Below are 14384 nucleotides of genomic sequence, written 5' to 3'. Positions count from 1 at the left end.
ACACCACCGCCCCAGGTAGCGCGCGCCCTAAGTGAAAACGCCCCAACCCGTGAGGGGGCTGGGGCGAATGCTCGGCGGCGGCCGGCATGGGCACCGCGAGCGTGAGAAATCTATCACGGGCTGGCTGGCCGTTCCATCAATGCGGTGAGAACGCTCAGGTTGGGGTTGCCACGCGGCCCCGGTGATATCGAGGTCCGCCCGCGCCCCACGGCGAAGAAGACGCGTGGCCGGGCGGTTGGCCGCGGAGTTCCACCCTCTCCGTCGGCCGTAGAAATGTACATGCGTTAACTTGTCGCGGAAATCGGCTTTGCGTCGTCGGGCAGGAAGAGGATGGCGCGGTCGACCGATCAGCGGCGGGTCGCGCTTGAGATTGGTCCGCTCGTCTCGGCTGCCACGCGCGGGCGTCGCCGCACCTCTGACCGAAAGCCTGCTTCCCACGCTTCGACGTTATGCCGCCATTCCGCTAGGGCTTCCGCTGTTTGGTCCGGCCTTGCGGCTGACTTGAAATAGGGGCAGTCCAGTAGCGTTAGTCCATTGCGGGCGGCACGCGCGCCGAGCTTTTGGATGTCTTCGCACTTCATCGCGGTGTCCTCCAAAAGTAGCTGATGGAGCAATCCGTTATACCGAAGGGAGGGCGCTGGGCACAATGGTGATACAACACTAGGGCACCTGCCTCTCATCGACCCACTGCATCCACCAGCCCTGGTAGTAGCGCACGCCGGCGATTTCTTCGAAGCCACAGACCATCATGCCGCGGTCGGAATTGAAGGTGAGCAGTTGGGGGTCAAGCAAGTCCGGGATCGCGCTTGGGATCCTTGCGCCGAACTTGGCCAGGCTTTCCATGGTCAGGCGGGGTACTTGGCGATTTAGCCCGTCGTGGGGCATGGAATACATCCGGACCGTGCCCACGACGGGCTGGCCTGGATCGTTGTCTCGGCGGCGTTCGCCGAGGTGATGGGTCCTGAGGACGCTGCACTGGAATTGCACGGTCTTGCTCGAAAAATACTGTACGTATATCCAGTATAATTCGCCATCAAAGCGGTGCAATTAGGCCCCGATTTTGGCCTCTAGGGGACGGAACATGGCAGATGTGACGGACTGGCAGCAGCGTGACGAATACTACTGGGCAGGGCCTGGCGGCTGGAATATCTGCCGGGTGTTCGCACAGAACCGCTGGCAATATGAGGTGTGGGCCGCGAACGGCACACGCCACGGGATGGAGCCGTCCCTGGCCGCCGCGATTACGCTCTATGAGAAGGTCAAGCCGGTGTCATAGGATCGACAGGTTCGACGGCGTCGGGAAGCTTGTACTTGGAGTTGCCCACTTCCTGGCGCACGGGGTGCCAGCTGAAGGCGGTTTCGGGGAGTCCTTGCGAGAGCAGGGCCACCGCCTGCGCGGCGGGTAGGTCGGGGGCCATCCATTGCAGCGCCAGGTCGGGAGGCAGTGCCACCGGCCGGCGGTCGTGGAGGTCGATCATCCCGCCCGCCGCGTCGTTGGTGACGATAGCAAAGCCGTGAGCCTCGTCTTTCTCGGCGCCTGGCTTCCAGTCGCTCAGGCCTGCGAAGAACAGCGGGGCATCGTCTTTCGAGTGAATGAAGTAGGGTTGTTTGGGAGGTTTGGTGCTGTCGGCAAGCGGCTTCCATTCGTACCAGCCATCCGCCGGTACGAGGATCCGCCCGCGCCCGATGAGCATCTTCCACGGCCATGCGCCGGCCAGGATCTTGTCCAGGCGGGCATTCGACATCAGGTGCTTGGAATTGCTGGGGCGCCATCCCCATGGCAGGCGTTCGACTTCGAACTCGCCCGCAAGCTGGTGCATTGCCAGCGGCTGCCTGCCGGGCGGGATGTTGTAGTCCGGCCCGGCCGGGTCGGAGAAGATCCGGCGGGGATTGGGGAACAGGCGCTCCACGTAGTCCATGGGGCCTGACTTCTGGACGATTCGGCCGCACATGCTTGGCTCCTGGCCGCACTTCTGAGATGGTGGCCATCCTGGAAGGCGGCGGCTGGTGGGGTAATTTTGGGGTAGTTTGCTGTACTCGACTGTGCAGGACAAGCCAAATTTGGGCAATGGGCGTCTGCAAAAAGATTAATAAAATCAAAGGGTTGTGTATTAAAGCTAGGCAAATTCCCTAATCGGGATTTCCTTATGCCCTGTCATTACTTCGCGTTATTTCAACGACTTACGGGATTACCCTGGTCCGGCCCGCCGCCAGCTTGGGGGGGGCTACTCATTGGCGCATGTCCCGCATGACGGTCAACTAGTTGACGGGTTCACTTTTTCTATGCTGCCGATCCATCCAGTAAGTCAGGTATCGTTCTGGGGGGGCACGTCAGCAGTTCGTAAGCGCATCTCGATGGTGCTGTGCGGACTCATGTGATGCGAGCGACATTGTTCGGTCTTTTTGCACAAGCCGGTTTGATCGTAAATCGCATGTCATCTTGTCTTCCTTCTGAGTGTCGTTCTGGCTATAGCGGCGGATATAACCCGAATCTGAACCGCGAGTCAGGAAAAGAATATTAGGTTATTCTTTTGAGCTAAGAGGCACGCGCCATGCGATGCGGTACGTGTTGATGTAATCTCGTAAGGTGTGCTTTAATGTGAGTTGTAATTAATAACTTTAAATATATTTTGAGAGGCTGTCTTGGAGGGATATATTCAGACCGGGATCGGCGTGGCGTTTTCCGTTGTTTTTTTCTTGATCGGATATCGTCAGACGATCGGGGCTCGAAATGAGAGAATCAGATCCGCCAATCGTTCTATCTATAAGGCATTGCTTCGCCGGCTTGTCCTAGAGGACTATTTGCCGAAGGTGGAAGAGATTAATCGCCTGATTGAGGGTAAGGCTCACGAACATCGAGTGACGGTGGGGGACCTATATCCCAACGAGCAGGTGTTGAACCAAGTTTTCGCTGAAGTCTTTGATAATGACTTCATAGCTCCTGAAAAACGATTGGAGATTGAGGCTAGGATTTCCCAGGCCTTTGATGAACTGGATAGCCGCAGGAAATCACCCGGCGATCCCCTCGCATTTTCTGCGGGTTATCAGCGCCAGAAGCGATTGGCGACAGTGCTTTCGATTCTTGCGTCGCTAAGCGGAGCATTGGTATCTTTGCTCTTGGTGTTGAAAAGAGATTCTGGTGATGAGGGGCCGACAGATTTCGAGCAGTTTATTCCTATCGGATTGGTTTTCGTAGTAAGTATGGTTGCAGTGCTTGCGATTTCGATTGTGAAGAAAGCACGAGAAGCGCCAAACGATGCCGAGAGGGCTACTACTCAAGAACGTGCCCAACTTTCTCAAGAAGTGAGCGGTATTTTGCGATTGCTCGGTCTGGAATACGAAGTTGTTCGTGACTTAGGGGGGCGATTCAGGCCAGATTTTCTTGTGCAGATGGGGGGGGGGAAGACCGTGGCGATTGAGACGATGTCATGGCGAGCGACGCCATCCACTGCGTTTCTCGCCGGAACGTTAAAGTCATTGGAAGGTTTGGTCAGCTCTGGCAAGACGGACGGAGCTATTGCGGTCAGTCGTACTCGCATTCCGCAACTCGAGAGCATTCGTGATGAAACTACCGTTGAGGTCATTACTGTCAAAAACCTCGTTTCGTGGCTTAAAAACTGGCAAAAGGCTGCTGCCTCGGTGCCTGAAGTAGTAGAGGTCGAGTAGATTTTACGAACGTGTCGCTTTTTTTAAACTAGATAGAATCTTCGCACGTGCAATGACTCGGCCTGATGGGAAATCCGCTAGATGGAGTAATTTTTTTAGGAATTGCTGTCATGTTGCGTTGTGATTATTGGGTTTGAATGGTTTTGTTATTAAATTAGAGTTGAGGCTGCGTGCGTGCCACTGGTTTTGGCGAAAGGCTCTCGGGCAAGCGATTCGATTGATGGGAGGTTTTGCTGGAAAGCAGAAGACGGAACGGATAACTGCCCAATCAACGTGGGTTGCTACAACAGTACAATAGCCGAGAAAGAAAGAAGCGTCAGTTAGGACGAAAAGGTAGTCCTGTCACCCTTCAGTATGACCGCCCGGTAGTTGGCGGCGGTGGTGCTGTGCGAGATTTTATGAGCAGCCCAATTGGAAAATTATCTGGACTAGCGTGGTTTGGTGCCCTTCGTTCAGTTTTCTTGAGCTGGCGCGAGAATGAGTATGCTGGATGGCGCATTTTGCTGATGTTTGATCAATGAAATGTGCTGTGCTGAGATTTGCTGCGTCGAGGAAAAAATTCTACAGGGCTGATGTTGGAGATTGAAAATTCTTTGAATCGATAAGGGCGATCTAGAAAGGCGCGGGGATATATTCAGCCACACGAAATTGTGACGCGGGTGGATCCATTCTGGATATGTATTCCTTGTTTAAGCCGGTGGAAGATGCAGGGGCTTGGTACGACCAGATGGTCATGCAGATAGCTTAATCTTCCAAGGTTTTTAATTCAAAATTTCCAATGCCTTTCGTTAATTGCTTTGAATTATTTCAATGGCTTAGCGGTTGGCCCAGCTGACCGGGGCGTCGTCGCAGCTCAAGGACAGCAGGGGAGGACACAGCATTAGGCCTCGCCTGAAGCTTGAATCTTGGCAACGTCGATGGGGGGAATATGAGGCGGGAACGACCGGCATTGCACGCTTGGCGTACCACCCCTCGAACCGCGTGCCAGCAATGCGCCGCGAGTGACCGCGCGCGCCTGTTGCGCCCGCTGACGGCGCTGCTATGCCTGGGCTTGAGCGCTTGCATCAATGGCCGGCCGATGCAGCCCCCGCCGCCGCTGTACGCCCTGTGGGCCAAGGCCGGCGTCGATCAGCAAGGCGTGCGTGACGCGCTGCTCGGCTGCGGCTTTCCCAGCGCCAGCCATGTCGACGGCACGACCATCACCAACAACGACTATGCGCGGGGTGAGCAGTGCATGCTCGGCAAGGGCTTCGCCTACCAGGAGCGCCACACCTACTGTGACGCCCATCCCCATCTGGCGGCCTGCCCGGCAACCGACGGCGCCGCGGCGGCGGGGTCACGGCAACGTCCGCCCGCCTATGAACAATGGACCCGGCCGGACGCCGACGCGCAGCGCGTGCAGCAAGCCATGCGGGCGTGCGGCTACGCCTCGGTGATCGAGCCGGGCGACGACATGCTGCTCAACGATATCGCCGCCGCGCAGCTGTGCATGCTCGATGGGGGCTTCCAGTTCACGTTGCCGGCCAGCGCGCTGTTGTGCAGGAATCCCCCCAAGCTGGCGGCCTGCCGCGACCGCGTGATCGACACCGCCCACTGCTGCGCGCCGCCCCGGGCTGCCGGCCAGCGCTGACGCGGCGGCCCTGCGTCAGTCGGTGCCCGGAAACGCGTCCACCCACTTGACCGTCACGTCGGGGAACGCGTCCACGAACTGGATCTTGAAGTCCGGGAAGGCATCGACGATCTTCCATTCGCCGCAGCGGTCGGCGAAGGCGCTGACTTTCTTCACCCGGATATCGGCGAAGGCGTCGACCACTTTGACGCGGATGTCGGGAAACGCGCTGACGATCTTGATCTTGCCGCGCAGCGGAATGCCTTTGTAGGTGCAGCTGCTTTTGTCGACATCACCGGCCTGGGCGGTGAAAGCGGCGCCCAGCAGGGCGCAGGCGAGAAGGGCGTGGGGCAGAGCGCGCATGAGCGGTGTCTTTTCAAAGCCGGGCCAGGCCGGCGGGCGGGGGGATTATGCCCGAGTCCGCCGCCGTGCCATGCGCGTCTGCTGGGGTACGGTCTTGCCTATACCGCCGAAACTTGCGCCGCCGACGGTCCCCGTGCCACCCCCGGCGGCGCCGTCACGATCGACGTCAGCGCCGGCTCCGCCGCCTTCAGCCCGGCCAGATCCGGCCGCGGCCGCCGCAGTTCCTCATTACCCGCAAACGCCGACTCCATCCCCTGCGCCGCCGCCAGCACCTCGCGATCCCCGCGGAAGCGACCCACGATCTGCAGCCCGAACGGCATCCCCTTGTGATCCCGCCCGCAAGGCAGCGTCAGCGCCGGATGCGTGGTCAGCGTGATCACATACGTCAGCGCCAGCCAGCGGTAGTAGTTTTCCTGCCGCTTGCCGTTGATGGCCTCGGCATACAGCTGCGTCCACGGAAACGGCGACACCGGCGTGGTGGGCGACAGGATCAGGTCGTAGTCGTCGAAGGCGCGCTGGAAGCGCTTGATCAGCCGGGTCTGCTCGGCCTGCGCCCAGGCGCAATCCTTCAGGCTCATGGCCGCGCCCATCTCGAAATTGGCGCGGGTGTTGGGGCCGAGGCTGGCGGGATCCTTCTCGTAGGCGTCGCGCATGCCGGCCACGAAGGCTTCGGCGCGCAGCACGTCGAAGCAGCGGTGGGCCTCGCCGAAGTCGATCTCGATGGGATCGCAGGCCGCGAACAGATGGCGCATGGCGGCGATCTTGGCGCGGAAGGTGGCGCGGATGCCATCGTCCACGTCGCACAGCCCGAAGTCTTCGGTATAGGCCACGCGCAGGCGGCCCAGGTCGGCGCTGCCCGGCGCCAGGAACTGCAGCGGATCGAGCGGATAGCTGAGCGGGTCGCCGGCGTCGGGGCCGGCGCTGGCGGCCATCTGCAGGCAGGCGTCGGCCACCGTGCGGCCCATCGGGCCGACCACCGAGATCGGCGTCCAGCCCAGCGGCTTGCGCACGCTCGGCACCACGCCGGGCGATGGCCGGAAGCCGACCACGCCGCACTTGGCGGCGGGGATGCGCAGCGAGCCGCCGGTGTCCGAGCCAGTGCACAGCGGGAACAGGTCGCTGGCCAGCGCCGCGGCCGAGCCGCCCGAGGAGCCGCCGGCGTTCAGATTCGGATTGAAGGGATTGCCCGTCGCGCCCCACACCGTGTTGCGCGAATTGGCGCCCGCGCCCATCTCGGGCACGTTGGTCTTGGCGGCCACGATGGCGCCGGCGCGGCGCAGGCGCGCCACCAGCGTCACGTCGTCGGCCGGCACGTGATCGCGGTAGATCGGCGAACCATAGGTGGTGAGCAGGCCGGCGGTGGGTTCCAGGTCCTTCACGCCCAGCGGCAGGCCGTGCAGCAGGCCCAGCGTGTCGCCGGCCATCACCGCCTGCTCGGCCGCGCGCGCCTCGATGCGGGCGCGGTCGAAAGCCGTGGCGGTGACGGCGTTGATGTAGGGATTGACCGCCTCGATGCGGGCGATGCACGCCTCCAGCAGTTCCACCGGCGACAACTGCCGCGCGCCGATCAGGCGCCGCAGTTCCACCGCGGATAACGAGACGAGGGAATCGTCCAGGATCATGGGGGTGTTTCCTTTCAGTCGATCTTGATATCAGCGCGCCGGGCCAGGTCGCGCATCATCGGCAGTTCCTTCTGGATCAACGCTTCGCCCTCGGCGGCGCTGGAGAAGGCCGGCTCGAAGCCCTGGTTTTCAAGGCTCTTGCGCACGTCGGGCGATTCGACCGTGGCGCGCAAGGCGTTTTCGAGCCTGGCCTTCACGTCGGCGGGCAGGCCGCGCGGCGCGGTGAACATCAGCCAGGTGTCCATCGCCACCGACGGGTAGCCTTGCTCGGCGAAGGTCGGCACATCGGGAAGGAAGCTGGAGCGGGCGGGCGCGGACACGGCCAGCACGCGCACCTTGCCCAGCTTGCTTTGGGGCAGCGCGGCGGCCACGGTGTCCACCGAAAACGGGATCTGGCCGCCGATCAGGTCGGTCATGGCCGGCGCGCTGCCCTTGTAGGGCACGTGGACCATCCTGATGCCGGCGGCCGCCAGGAAGGCTTCGCCCACGAAGTGCGAGGTGGTGCCGGTGCCGAACGAGCCATAGGCCGGCGGCTCCTTGGCGCGCGCGTTGACGTAGGCCACCAGTTCCTTCACGTCCTTGACCGGCACCTGCGGGTTGGCCAGCAGCGCCAGGCCGGTGCGGCCGACGATGCCGAGCGGCTCGAAGCTCTTGACCGGGTCATACGGCAGCTTGCTCTGGATGGCGGGGTTGACCGTGAAGGTGGTGCCGGAACTGACCAGCAGGGTGTAGCCGTCGGGCGCGGCCTTGGCCACATAGCCGGCGCCGATCACGGTGCCGGCCCCCGCGCGGTTTTCCACCACCACGGTCTGGCCCAGTTCCTGGCCGAGCTTTTGCGCGATGACGCGGCCCAGCACATCCGTGGCGCCGCCGGGCGGGAAGGGCACGACCAGGGTGATGGGACGGGTCGGATAGCCGCCCTGGGCGCCGGCGGGCGCGGCAGTCGCGAGGGCGCCCGCCAGGGTGATACCAAGGGCAATCAAGGCAGTCTTCATGGTCATGCTCGACAAGGGAGTGGACGGAACGACGCGTGTGACGGATGCCATCTTGGCGGGGGCTCAACGTTGCAGCAATATGAATTGTTAGAATCCTGCGTTGCGTTTGGCGCAAAGCTAACCTCAACCAAGGGCAAACCCGGATGAACCCGCAGATCCTGCAGGAAATGGCCGTCCGCTACTTTCTGGAAGTGGCGCGCTGCGGCTCCGTCAGCGTCGCGGCGGAGCGGCTGGACGTGGCGCCGTCCGCGGTCAGCCGCCAGGTCGCCCGCCTGGAGCGCGAGCTGGGCACCTTGCTGTTCGAGCGCCGCGCGCGGGGCATGACGCTCAACGCGGCGGGGGAGCTGCTGGCCGCCCATGCCAAGCGCGCGCAGCAGGACGTCGAGCGCGTCGCCGGCGACATCATGGGCCTGCGCGGGCTGCGCCAGGGGCTGGTGCGGGTGGTCTGCACCGAAGGCTTCATCCATGATTTTCTGCCCGCCGCGATCGCGGATTTCCGCCGGCAGTACGCCGGCATCCGCTTCACGCTGGACGTGTGCTCGCAGCGCGAGGTGCCGGTGCGGGTGCGCGACGGCACGGCCGACATCGGCGTCACGCTCAGCCTGACCTCGCATCGCGACGTTCGGGTAGAACTGCGCATGCCGGCGCCGGTGCGCGCGGTGGTGGCGGCCGGCCATCCGCTGGCAGGCCAGTCCGAGGTGTCGCTGGCGCAATTGATGGCCTATCCGCTGGCCTTGCCCGATGCCGATTCGACGCTGCGGCAACTGATCGACATCAGCTGCAGCCGCCAGCAGCTGTCATGCGAACCGATGTTCTCCAGCCGCAGCGTCGACGCGCTGGTGGCGTTCGCGGGGGCGGGCGGCGGCGTGGCGTTCTGCGGCGAACTGGCGATCCGTTATCGCCTGCGTGCCGGGCAGGTGGTGGCCTTGCCGCTGCGCGACCGCGAGATGAACGAACGCCACTTCGAGGTGCAGACGCTGGCCGGGCGTGTGCTGCCCGAAGCGGCCAAGGCCTTCATCGCCAGCCTGCGCGCGCAGTTGCAAGCGGATGGCGGCGTGGTACCGGCGCCTGATAGTTAGGAAGGCGTCGCGCTCATGCCGGCCTGGCGCGCGGTCAGCCAGGCGCGGCCCTTGGGCGTCAACGTGGCCACCGGGGCGGCGGCGTCGCCGGCAGGCCGGCGGGCCAGGTCCACCAGGCCGTTGCTGGTGGCGTCTTCCCAGGCAGACAGGCGTGGACACGACGTGCGCCACGCCTCCATGATGTCGGCATAGGTGCGGGGATGCTCGGCAACCCAGATCAGGAACTGCGTCAGGTTGCCCAGTTGCGAGGCGCTGGCCTCGATGGCGGGGGTGTCGTCGGACATGGCGGGCTCCAGGCGCGAAGGGCTGGTTTTCACGATACTCCTGCGCCAGCGCCGCGGCCAGTTTCGGAAAGGCCTGCTCCCTGGCCAGCCCCGCGCCCATCCCGCGCCCACGGCCAGCCACGGCCATTGGCGGCCACCAGCGCCACGCGCTCAGGCGACCCGTGTCACGCTGTCGCCCGGCCGCGCCATCTCGTGATACAGGTCGTCCAGGTACGCCGCCAATTCGTCTTCCGCGACATCCGCCGGAATGACGATCTCGCCAGCGCGCACGCGCTTGCCCGCCACGGACTGGTACACGGCCCATTGGCCAGCTTCGCGCTCGATGTCCAGTTGCAGGCGGCGGTAGATGTCGAATCGCATGATCGGCGGGGCGGGATCTCGATGGTGGCGCGCGGGGCGGGCCCGGCTTGTGCCGCGCTCAGGCAGTCGCCGGGCCGATGAGCTTCCTCATCGACGGCGCCGGATGCAGCGTGTATTGCTCGCGCTCATAGAATGGAATCGCGTCGGGCCGGGCATCCAGGAACACCGCCCCCATGCCGCGGGCGCGCGCGTCCGCCTCGGCGTAGGCCATCAGCGCGCGGCCGGCGCCGCTGCCGCGCACGGCCTCGTCGACCACCAGATCGTCCACATGCAGGTGCGGACCGCGCGCCAGCGTGTGTACCGGCCGCATGCCCATCACGCCGATCAGCCTGCCGTCGCGGTAGGCGCCGACCAGTTCGTAGCCGCCATGCGATTGCCGCCGCACGCGCTGCAGGAATTCGGCTTCATCGAGGGCGGCGCGCAGTTGCTTTATCAAGGGAAAGGCCTGTGCCCAGGCGGACGGTTCGATTCTGCTGCAGATCACCATGATGTCTCCGGATAGTTGGGCGGCAGGCTACCATGGCCCGGCCCCAAAAAGAGGAGCGGCCATGGAAGAAGCATTGAACGGATTTCAGATCACGCGCGGCGCGTTGCAGGTGCAGGACGGCTACGTGCCGGTCATCGAGGCGCGGGGGCCGGCGCCCGACGGCCGCATCCTGCATGGCGCGGTGGCGGTGACCGAATACGGTGTGTTTGACGATCAAGAAGAGGCCATCAACGCCGGCTGGACGATCCGGGTGCGGTCGATCGTGGCGCGCGCCGATGGGCTATCCATCACGATCGATGCGTGACGCGGGCAATCGCGGCGGATGCGGGTCGATGGCGGAAGATGGCGCTGCAATGGCAGCGAAATGCCGTCGCGCCAAGGGTGCCCGTGGCGGGCGCGCCGCCCGGTGTCCAAACGCCCAGAGCAAAAAAAATCCGGCCCGAAGGCCGGAAAAAATTACAACAACAAGCACAACAGCTCGCCGGCACGAGCCAGTGCGATGAGAAATTTATCATGTATGAGATAGATAACAAGATGTAGTGTCCATTTGATGGACGCTTGGTGGCCGATTTCCTCAAATAGCGTCCCATCCGGGGGCGTTCCCGCGGAGCGGGCGGCATCGCTACCTCGTTCGCTCGCCGCGGCCCATCGTCTCAAACCACCTGCGTCACCGTCTTGCCTTCGCGGAACCAGCCGTCCAGATTGGCCAGCATCAGGTCCGCCATGGCCCGCCGGGTCTCATGCGTGCCGCTGGCGATGTGCGGCAGCATCACCACATTGTCCATCGCGTTCAACGCCGCCGGCGTGGCCGGTTCGTGTTCGAACACGTCCAGGCCCGCGCCGGCGATGGCGCCGCTTTGCAGGGCCTGAACCAGTGCCGTCTCGTCCACCACCGTGCCGCGCGCGATGTTGATCAGCCAGCCTTGCGGGCCAAGCGCCTGCAACACCTCGGCATTGACCAGGTGGCGCGTGGCGCCGCCGCCGGGCACCGCCAGCACCAGGAAATCGCACTCGGCCGCCAGCGCCGTCAGCGTCGGGCAGTAGCGGTAATGCGCCGGCGCGTCCGCGCGCGGCTTGCGGTTGGTGTACAGGACGGGCATGTCGAATGCCTCGGCGCGCCGCGCGATCTGCAGGCCGATATTGCCCAGCCCGACAATGCCGCAGCGCTTGCCGCTCATGCGCGTGCCCAGCCCGAAGCCTTCCTGCGGCCAGCGCCCGGCGCGCACGAAACGGTCGGCCTCGGCGATGCGGCGCGACGCCGCCAGCATCAGGGCCAGCGCGGTGTCCGCCACGCAGGCATCGAGCACGCCCGGCGTGTTGGTGACGCGCACGCCGCGCGCCTGCGCCGCCGCCAGGTCGATGGTGTCGTAGCCCACGCCGAAACTGAAAACGCCTTCCAGCGCCGGCAGCGCGTCGATCAGTGCGCGCGACGCGCCAAAGCGGCCGCTGGTGGCGATGCCGCGGATCGCCGCGCCGTGATCGCGCAGCAGCGCCGCCTGATCGGGGCTTTGCCACCAGCGGTGCACGCGGTAGCGCGACTCCAGTTCGGCGGTCAGTTCGGGCAGCAAGGGGCCGACCATCAGCAGGTCGGCAAGGGGTGGGGAAGCAGTCGTGGTCATGTCGGGTGTCACGGTTGTCGCGACGACCCGCGGGTGCGCGGGTCGCAAGAAATTGCCGGCGGCGGGACGACCGGCGATGAAAGCCGTCCCGGCCGTGTGGGTCGGGGACGAAAGAATGACGGGGGGCGGGCAACGCGCCGCTCTTCGGCCGCGTCAGCGCGTCGTGTGCGGCCGCATTGCCCGCTCGGTCACTGTGTCTGGATATGCCGGGTCTTGATGATCTCCCCGTAGCGCGCGCGTTCGCTGGCCGCCAGCGCCTGCAATTGCTGCGGCGTCGATCCGTGCGCGACCGCGCCCTGCGACTCCAGCTTGGTCTTCATCGCCGGGTCCGCCGCCACCTCGCGGATCGCCGCCGACAGCTTGTCGATCACCGCCTGCGGCGTGCCCGCCGGCGCGAGCACCGCCGTCCATGAGCCGGTCTGCGCGTTCTGGACGCCGGCCTCGTCGATGGTCGGCACGTCGGGCAGGGCGGGCGAGCGCGTCGCGCCCGTCACCGCCAGCGCGCGCAGCTTGCCGGAATTGACGTACGGAATGGTCTCCAGCACCGATGCGAACAGCATGTCGACGCGGCCCGCCATCAGGTCGGTCATGGCCGGGCCGCCGCCCTTGTAGGGCACGTGCATCAGATCGGTGCCGGTGGCCTGCTGGAAGATCTCGCCCGACAGGTGCGGCGCGCCGCCGGTGCCGGAACTGGCGAAGGTGTGCTTGCCGGGCTGGGCGCGCGCCAGCGCCACCAGGTCCTTCACGTTCTTGGTGGGCAGGGTGGTGGGCACCACCAGCACGAACGGCAGGTCCGAGAACAGCGATACCGGCGCGAACGCGGTGGCCGGATCGGAATGCAGCTTGTAGATCCACGGATTGATCGCCAGCATGCCCGAGTTGGCGAACAGCAGCGTGTAGCCGTCGGGATTGGCGCGCGCCACCAGGTCGGCGGCGATCTGCCCGCCGGCGCCGGGGCGGTTGTCCACCACCACCGACGCCGCCAGCTTGTCGCCCAGCGCCGCCGCCAGCAGGCGCGCCGAAATGTCGGTGCCGCCGCCTGGCGAGAACGGCACGATCAGGTTGATCGGGCGCTCCGGGAACGGCGCGGCCTGCGCGGCGGCGGGCAGGGCGCCACAGGCGGCCAGGGCCAGGGCCGCCGCCAGGAAGCGGCGGCGCGGGCGTGCGGAATTGCTTGTCTCCATGGGTCTTCTCTTTGTAGTGGGCGGCGCGGGCCGCGGAAAAACGTTGCTGCGATGGCACTCCTTTTGCGGGGCGGCGAATCAGGCTCCCGACGTTGCGGCCGAGTATAGGAACGGCGACTCATGCATGACTGTTCGAGCTATAAATAGCATTGATCAATTCAAGGATTGGATCGATGGAATTCCGCCAGCTCGAATGCTTCATCGCCGTGGCCGAGGAACTGCACTTCGGCCGCGCCGCCCAGCGCCTGTGCATGACGCAGCCGCCGCTGTCGCGCCAGATCCAGTTGCTGGAGCAGGACCTGGGCGTGACGCTGTTCGAGCGCAGCAGCCGCCAGGTCGAACTGAGCGCCGCCGGCCGCCGCTTCCTGCGCGACGCGCGCCACCTGCTGGAATACTCCGCCCGCGCCACCGCCAGCGCGCGCCGCACCGCCGGCGGCGACGCCGGCCACATCACCTTGGGTTTCACGGCGGTGGCGTCGTACCGGCTTATGCCCTCGCTCATCATGCGGGCGCGCAAGCGCCTGCCCGGCGTCGAGATCCAGTTGCGCGAAACCGTCAGCACCGACCTGTCGCGCCTGCTGCTGGCGCGCGAGCTGGACGCCATCCTGGCGCGCAGCGTGCCGCGGCAGGCGGGCATCGAAGCCCGCCTGATCGAGCGCGAACCGCTGGTGCTGGCGCTGCCGGCGGATTCACCGCTGTGCGAACAGGACGTGGTGCCCCTGCGGCTGTTGCAAGGCCAGCCTTTCGTGCTGTATTCGCCGCGCGAAGGCAAATACTTCTATGACCGCATTGTCGGCGCGTTCGGCCTGGCCGACGTGCAGCCCGACTACGTGCAGCGCGCCAGCCAGACGCATACCTTGCTGGCGCTGGTGCGGGCGGGGCTGGGCGTGGGCATCGTGCCCGATTCGGCGCGCGAGCTGCGCCTGGAGGGGGTGGAGTTCCGCTCGCTGGGCCAGCGCGACCTGTATGCCGATATGTACCTGGCCTGGCATGCGCAGCACGACAACCCTGCGTTGGAGGCCTTCCTGCGGCAGGTGGCGGAGGTGTTGCCCCCGGCACCCTGAAGGGGGCGACAGCCGGGCGCGCGCCTGGCATGTCGTCGTCGTTCAACGCGAT

At 64.8% G+C, this 14384-nt stretch carries 18 protein-coding genes; 7 read left to right on the top strand and 11 right to left on the bottom strand.

The features are described from left to right. Positions 1 to 347: 347 nt before the first annotated feature. On the bottom strand, positions 348 to 581 hold the full coding sequence (locus AT699_RS32445) for a CrpP-related protein (protein ID WP_081247842.1): 234 nt from the start codon (positions 579 to 581) through the stop codon (positions 348 to 350). Positions 582 to 660: 79 nt separating this feature from the next. Continuing rightward, positions 661 to 792 (bottom strand): hypothetical protein, encoded by a 132-nt coding sequence (locus AT699_RS32385; protein WP_255288728.1) that lies wholly within the window; start codon positions 790 to 792, stop codon positions 661 to 663. A gap of 289 nt (positions 793 to 1081) precedes the next feature. Between AT699_RS32385 and AT699_RS31085 the strand changes: the two genes are divergently transcribed. Then, positions 1082 to 1276 carry a hypothetical protein gene (locus tag AT699_RS31085; protein ID WP_062794048.1) on the top strand — a complete coding sequence of 65 codons (195 nt, stop codon included), beginning with the start codon at positions 1082 to 1084 and terminating at the stop codon, positions 1274 to 1276. On the opposite strand, the gene AT699_RS17185 is transcribed toward AT699_RS31085, so the two are convergent. Further along, positions 1260 to 1952 (bottom strand): SOS response-associated peptidase, encoded by a 693-nt coding sequence (locus AT699_RS17185; protein WP_024069249.1) that lies wholly within the window; start codon positions 1950 to 1952, stop codon positions 1260 to 1262. The two genes, AT699_RS31085 and AT699_RS17185, sit on opposite strands and share 17 nt — an antisense overlap. Positions 1953 to 2643: 691 nt before the next feature. On the opposite strand from AT699_RS17185, the gene AT699_RS31575 reads away from it, so the two are divergent. Together AT699_RS31575 and AT699_RS17180 are read left to right on the top strand one after the other, a co-directional pair. Further along, positions 2644 to 3666: a hypothetical protein gene (locus tag AT699_RS31575; RefSeq protein WP_145964683.1), complete on the top strand. Its 1023-nt coding sequence runs from the start codon at positions 2644 to 2646 to the stop codon at positions 3664 to 3666. A 1051-nt stretch (positions 3667 to 4717) separates the two neighbouring features. Beyond that, on the top strand, positions 4718 to 5296 hold the full coding sequence (locus AT699_RS17180; RefSeq protein ID WP_232254219.1) for a hypothetical protein: 579 nt from the start codon (positions 4718 to 4720) through the stop codon (positions 5294 to 5296). A gap of 15 nt (positions 5297 to 5311) precedes the next feature. Here the strand turns inward: AT699_RS17180 and AT699_RS17175 are convergent, their stop codons facing one another. The 3 genes from AT699_RS17175 to AT699_RS17165 form a co-directional block, all read right to left on the bottom strand. Further along, positions 5312 to 5638 carry a hypothetical protein gene (locus AT699_RS17175; protein ID WP_024069247.1) on the bottom strand — a complete coding sequence of 109 codons (327 nt, stop codon included), beginning with the start codon at positions 5636 to 5638 and terminating at the stop codon, positions 5312 to 5314. Between the two features lie 98 nt (positions 5639 to 5736). Then, entirely contained in the window at positions 5737 to 7260 is a 1524-nt protein-coding gene (locus tag AT699_RS17170) for an amidase (protein ID WP_024069246.1), read from the bottom strand. A gap of 14 nt (positions 7261 to 7274) precedes the next feature. Then, positions 7275 to 8261, bottom strand: a complete 987-nt coding sequence (locus tag AT699_RS17165; protein ID WP_024069245.1) for a Bug family tripartite tricarboxylate transporter substrate binding protein — start codon at positions 8259 to 8261, stop codon at positions 7275 to 7277. A gap of 137 nt (positions 8262 to 8398) precedes the next feature. Here AT699_RS17165 and AT699_RS17160 point away from each other — a divergent pair, with 137 nt between their 5' ends. Further along, positions 8399 to 9334, top strand: coding sequence for a LysR family transcriptional regulator (locus AT699_RS17160; RefSeq protein ID WP_024069244.1), 936 nt, complete (start codon positions 8399 to 8401; stop codon positions 9332 to 9334). Here the strand turns inward: AT699_RS17160 and AT699_RS17155 are convergent. The 3 genes from AT699_RS17155 to AT699_RS17145 all read right to left on the bottom strand — a co-directional run bounded on the left by AT699_RS17155 (position 9331) and on the right by AT699_RS17145 (position 10465). Further along, complete coding sequence (locus AT699_RS17155) at positions 9331 to 9651, bottom strand: hypothetical protein (RefSeq protein ID WP_371318073.1); 321 nt, start codon at positions 9649 to 9651, stop codon at positions 9331 to 9333. The genes AT699_RS17160 and AT699_RS17155 overlap by 4 nt on opposite strands. 117 nt (positions 9652 to 9768) lie before the next feature. Further along, a complete protein-coding gene (locus AT699_RS17150; RefSeq protein WP_006387073.1) occupies positions 9769 to 9978 on the bottom strand; it encodes a DUF7661 family protein in 210 nt (69 codons plus the stop codon). A 58-nt stretch (positions 9979 to 10036) separates the two neighbouring features. Then, positions 10037 to 10465: a GNAT family N-acetyltransferase gene (locus AT699_RS17145; protein ID WP_006387074.1), complete on the bottom strand. Its 429-nt coding sequence runs from the start codon at positions 10463 to 10465 to the stop codon at positions 10037 to 10039. Between the two features lie 61 nt (positions 10466 to 10526). Here AT699_RS17145 and AT699_RS17140 point away from each other — a divergent pair, with 61 nt between their 5' ends. Beyond that, on the top strand, positions 10527 to 10769 hold the full coding sequence (locus tag AT699_RS17140) for a hypothetical protein (RefSeq protein ID WP_006387075.1): 243 nt from the start codon (positions 10527 to 10529) through the stop codon (positions 10767 to 10769). A 38-nt stretch (positions 10770 to 10807) separates the two neighbouring features. Continuing rightward, entirely contained in the window at positions 10808 to 11005 is a 198-nt protein-coding gene (locus AT699_RS31570; protein ID WP_131726715.1) for a hypothetical protein, read from the top strand. Positions 11006 to 11118: 113 nt separating this feature from the next. On the opposite strand, the gene AT699_RS17135 is transcribed toward AT699_RS31570, so the two are convergent. Beyond that, positions 11119 to 12084 carry a 2-hydroxyacid dehydrogenase gene (locus tag AT699_RS17135; RefSeq protein WP_024069243.1) on the bottom strand — a complete coding sequence of 322 codons (966 nt, stop codon included), beginning with the start codon at positions 12082 to 12084 and terminating at the stop codon, positions 11119 to 11121. A gap of 188 nt (positions 12085 to 12272) precedes the next feature. After that, positions 12273 to 13268 (bottom strand): tripartite tricarboxylate transporter substrate binding protein, encoded by a 996-nt coding sequence (locus tag AT699_RS17130; RefSeq protein ID WP_024069242.1) that lies wholly within the window; start codon positions 13266 to 13268, stop codon positions 12273 to 12275. Between the two features lie 173 nt (positions 13269 to 13441). Between AT699_RS17130 and AT699_RS17125 the strand changes: the two genes are divergently transcribed. Beyond that, on the top strand, positions 13442 to 14332 hold the full coding sequence (locus AT699_RS17125; RefSeq protein ID WP_006387078.1) for a LysR family transcriptional regulator: 891 nt from the start codon (positions 13442 to 13444) through the stop codon (positions 14330 to 14332). The last annotated feature ends 52 nt before the right edge of the window (positions 14333 to 14384 follow it).

The organism is Achromobacter xylosoxidans, from assembly GCF_001457475.1.
GTDB lineage: Bacteria > Pseudomonadota > Gammaproteobacteria > Burkholderiales > Burkholderiaceae_B > Achromobacter > Achromobacter xylosoxidans.
Note: the sequence above shows the minus strand (reverse complement) of the source record. Positions and strands in the feature narration are given on the sequence as shown.

Excerpts from the sequence above, each read along its gene's own strand:
- AT699_RS17185 (WP_024069249.1), bottom strand. The coding sequence starts at position 1,952 with ATGTGCGGCCGAATCGTCCAGAAGTCAGGCCCCATGGACTACGTGGAG.
- AT699_RS17125 (WP_006387078.1), top strand. The coding sequence starts at position 13,442 with ATGGAATTCCGCCAGCTCGAATGCTTCATCGCCGTGGCCGAGGAACTG.
- AT699_RS31570 (WP_131726715.1), top strand. The coding sequence starts at position 10,808 with ATGGCGCTGCAATGGCAGCGAAATGCCGTCGCGCCAAGGGTGCCCGTG.
- AT699_RS17150 (WP_006387073.1), bottom strand. The coding sequence starts at position 9,978 with ATGCGATTCGACATCTACCGCCGCCTGCAACTGGACATCGAGCGCGAA.
- AT699_RS17145 (WP_006387074.1), bottom strand. The coding sequence starts at position 10,465 with ATGGTGATCTGCAGCAGAATCGAACCGTCCGCCTGGGCACAGGCCTTT.
- AT699_RS17130 (WP_024069242.1), bottom strand. The coding sequence starts at position 13,268 with ATGGAGACAAGCAATTCCGCACGCCCGCGCCGCCGCTTCCTGGCGGCG.
- AT699_RS17170 (WP_024069246.1), bottom strand. The coding sequence starts at position 7,260 with ATGATCCTGGACGATTCCCTCGTCTCGTTATCCGCGGTGGAACTGCGG.
- AT699_RS17135 (WP_024069243.1), bottom strand. The coding sequence starts at position 12,084 with ATGACCACGACTGCTTCCCCACCCCTTGCCGACCTGCTGATGGTCGGC.
- AT699_RS17175 (WP_024069247.1), bottom strand. The coding sequence starts at position 5,638 with ATGCGCGCTCTGCCCCACGCCCTTCTCGCCTGCGCCCTGCTGGGCGCC.
- AT699_RS17160 (WP_024069244.1), top strand. The coding sequence starts at position 8,399 with ATGAACCCGCAGATCCTGCAGGAAATGGCCGTCCGCTACTTTCTGGAA.
- AT699_RS17140 (WP_006387075.1), top strand. The coding sequence starts at position 10,527 with ATGGAAGAAGCATTGAACGGATTTCAGATCACGCGCGGCGCGTTGCAG.
- AT699_RS32445 (WP_081247842.1), bottom strand. The coding sequence starts at position 581 with ATGAAGTGCGAAGACATCCAAAAGCTCGGCGCGCGTGCCGCCCGCAAT.
- AT699_RS31085 (WP_062794048.1), top strand. The coding sequence starts at position 1,082 with ATGGCAGATGTGACGGACTGGCAGCAGCGTGACGAATACTACTGGGCA.
- AT699_RS17165 (WP_024069245.1), bottom strand. The coding sequence starts at position 8,261 with ATGACCATGAAGACTGCCTTGATTGCCCTTGGTATCACCCTGGCGGGC.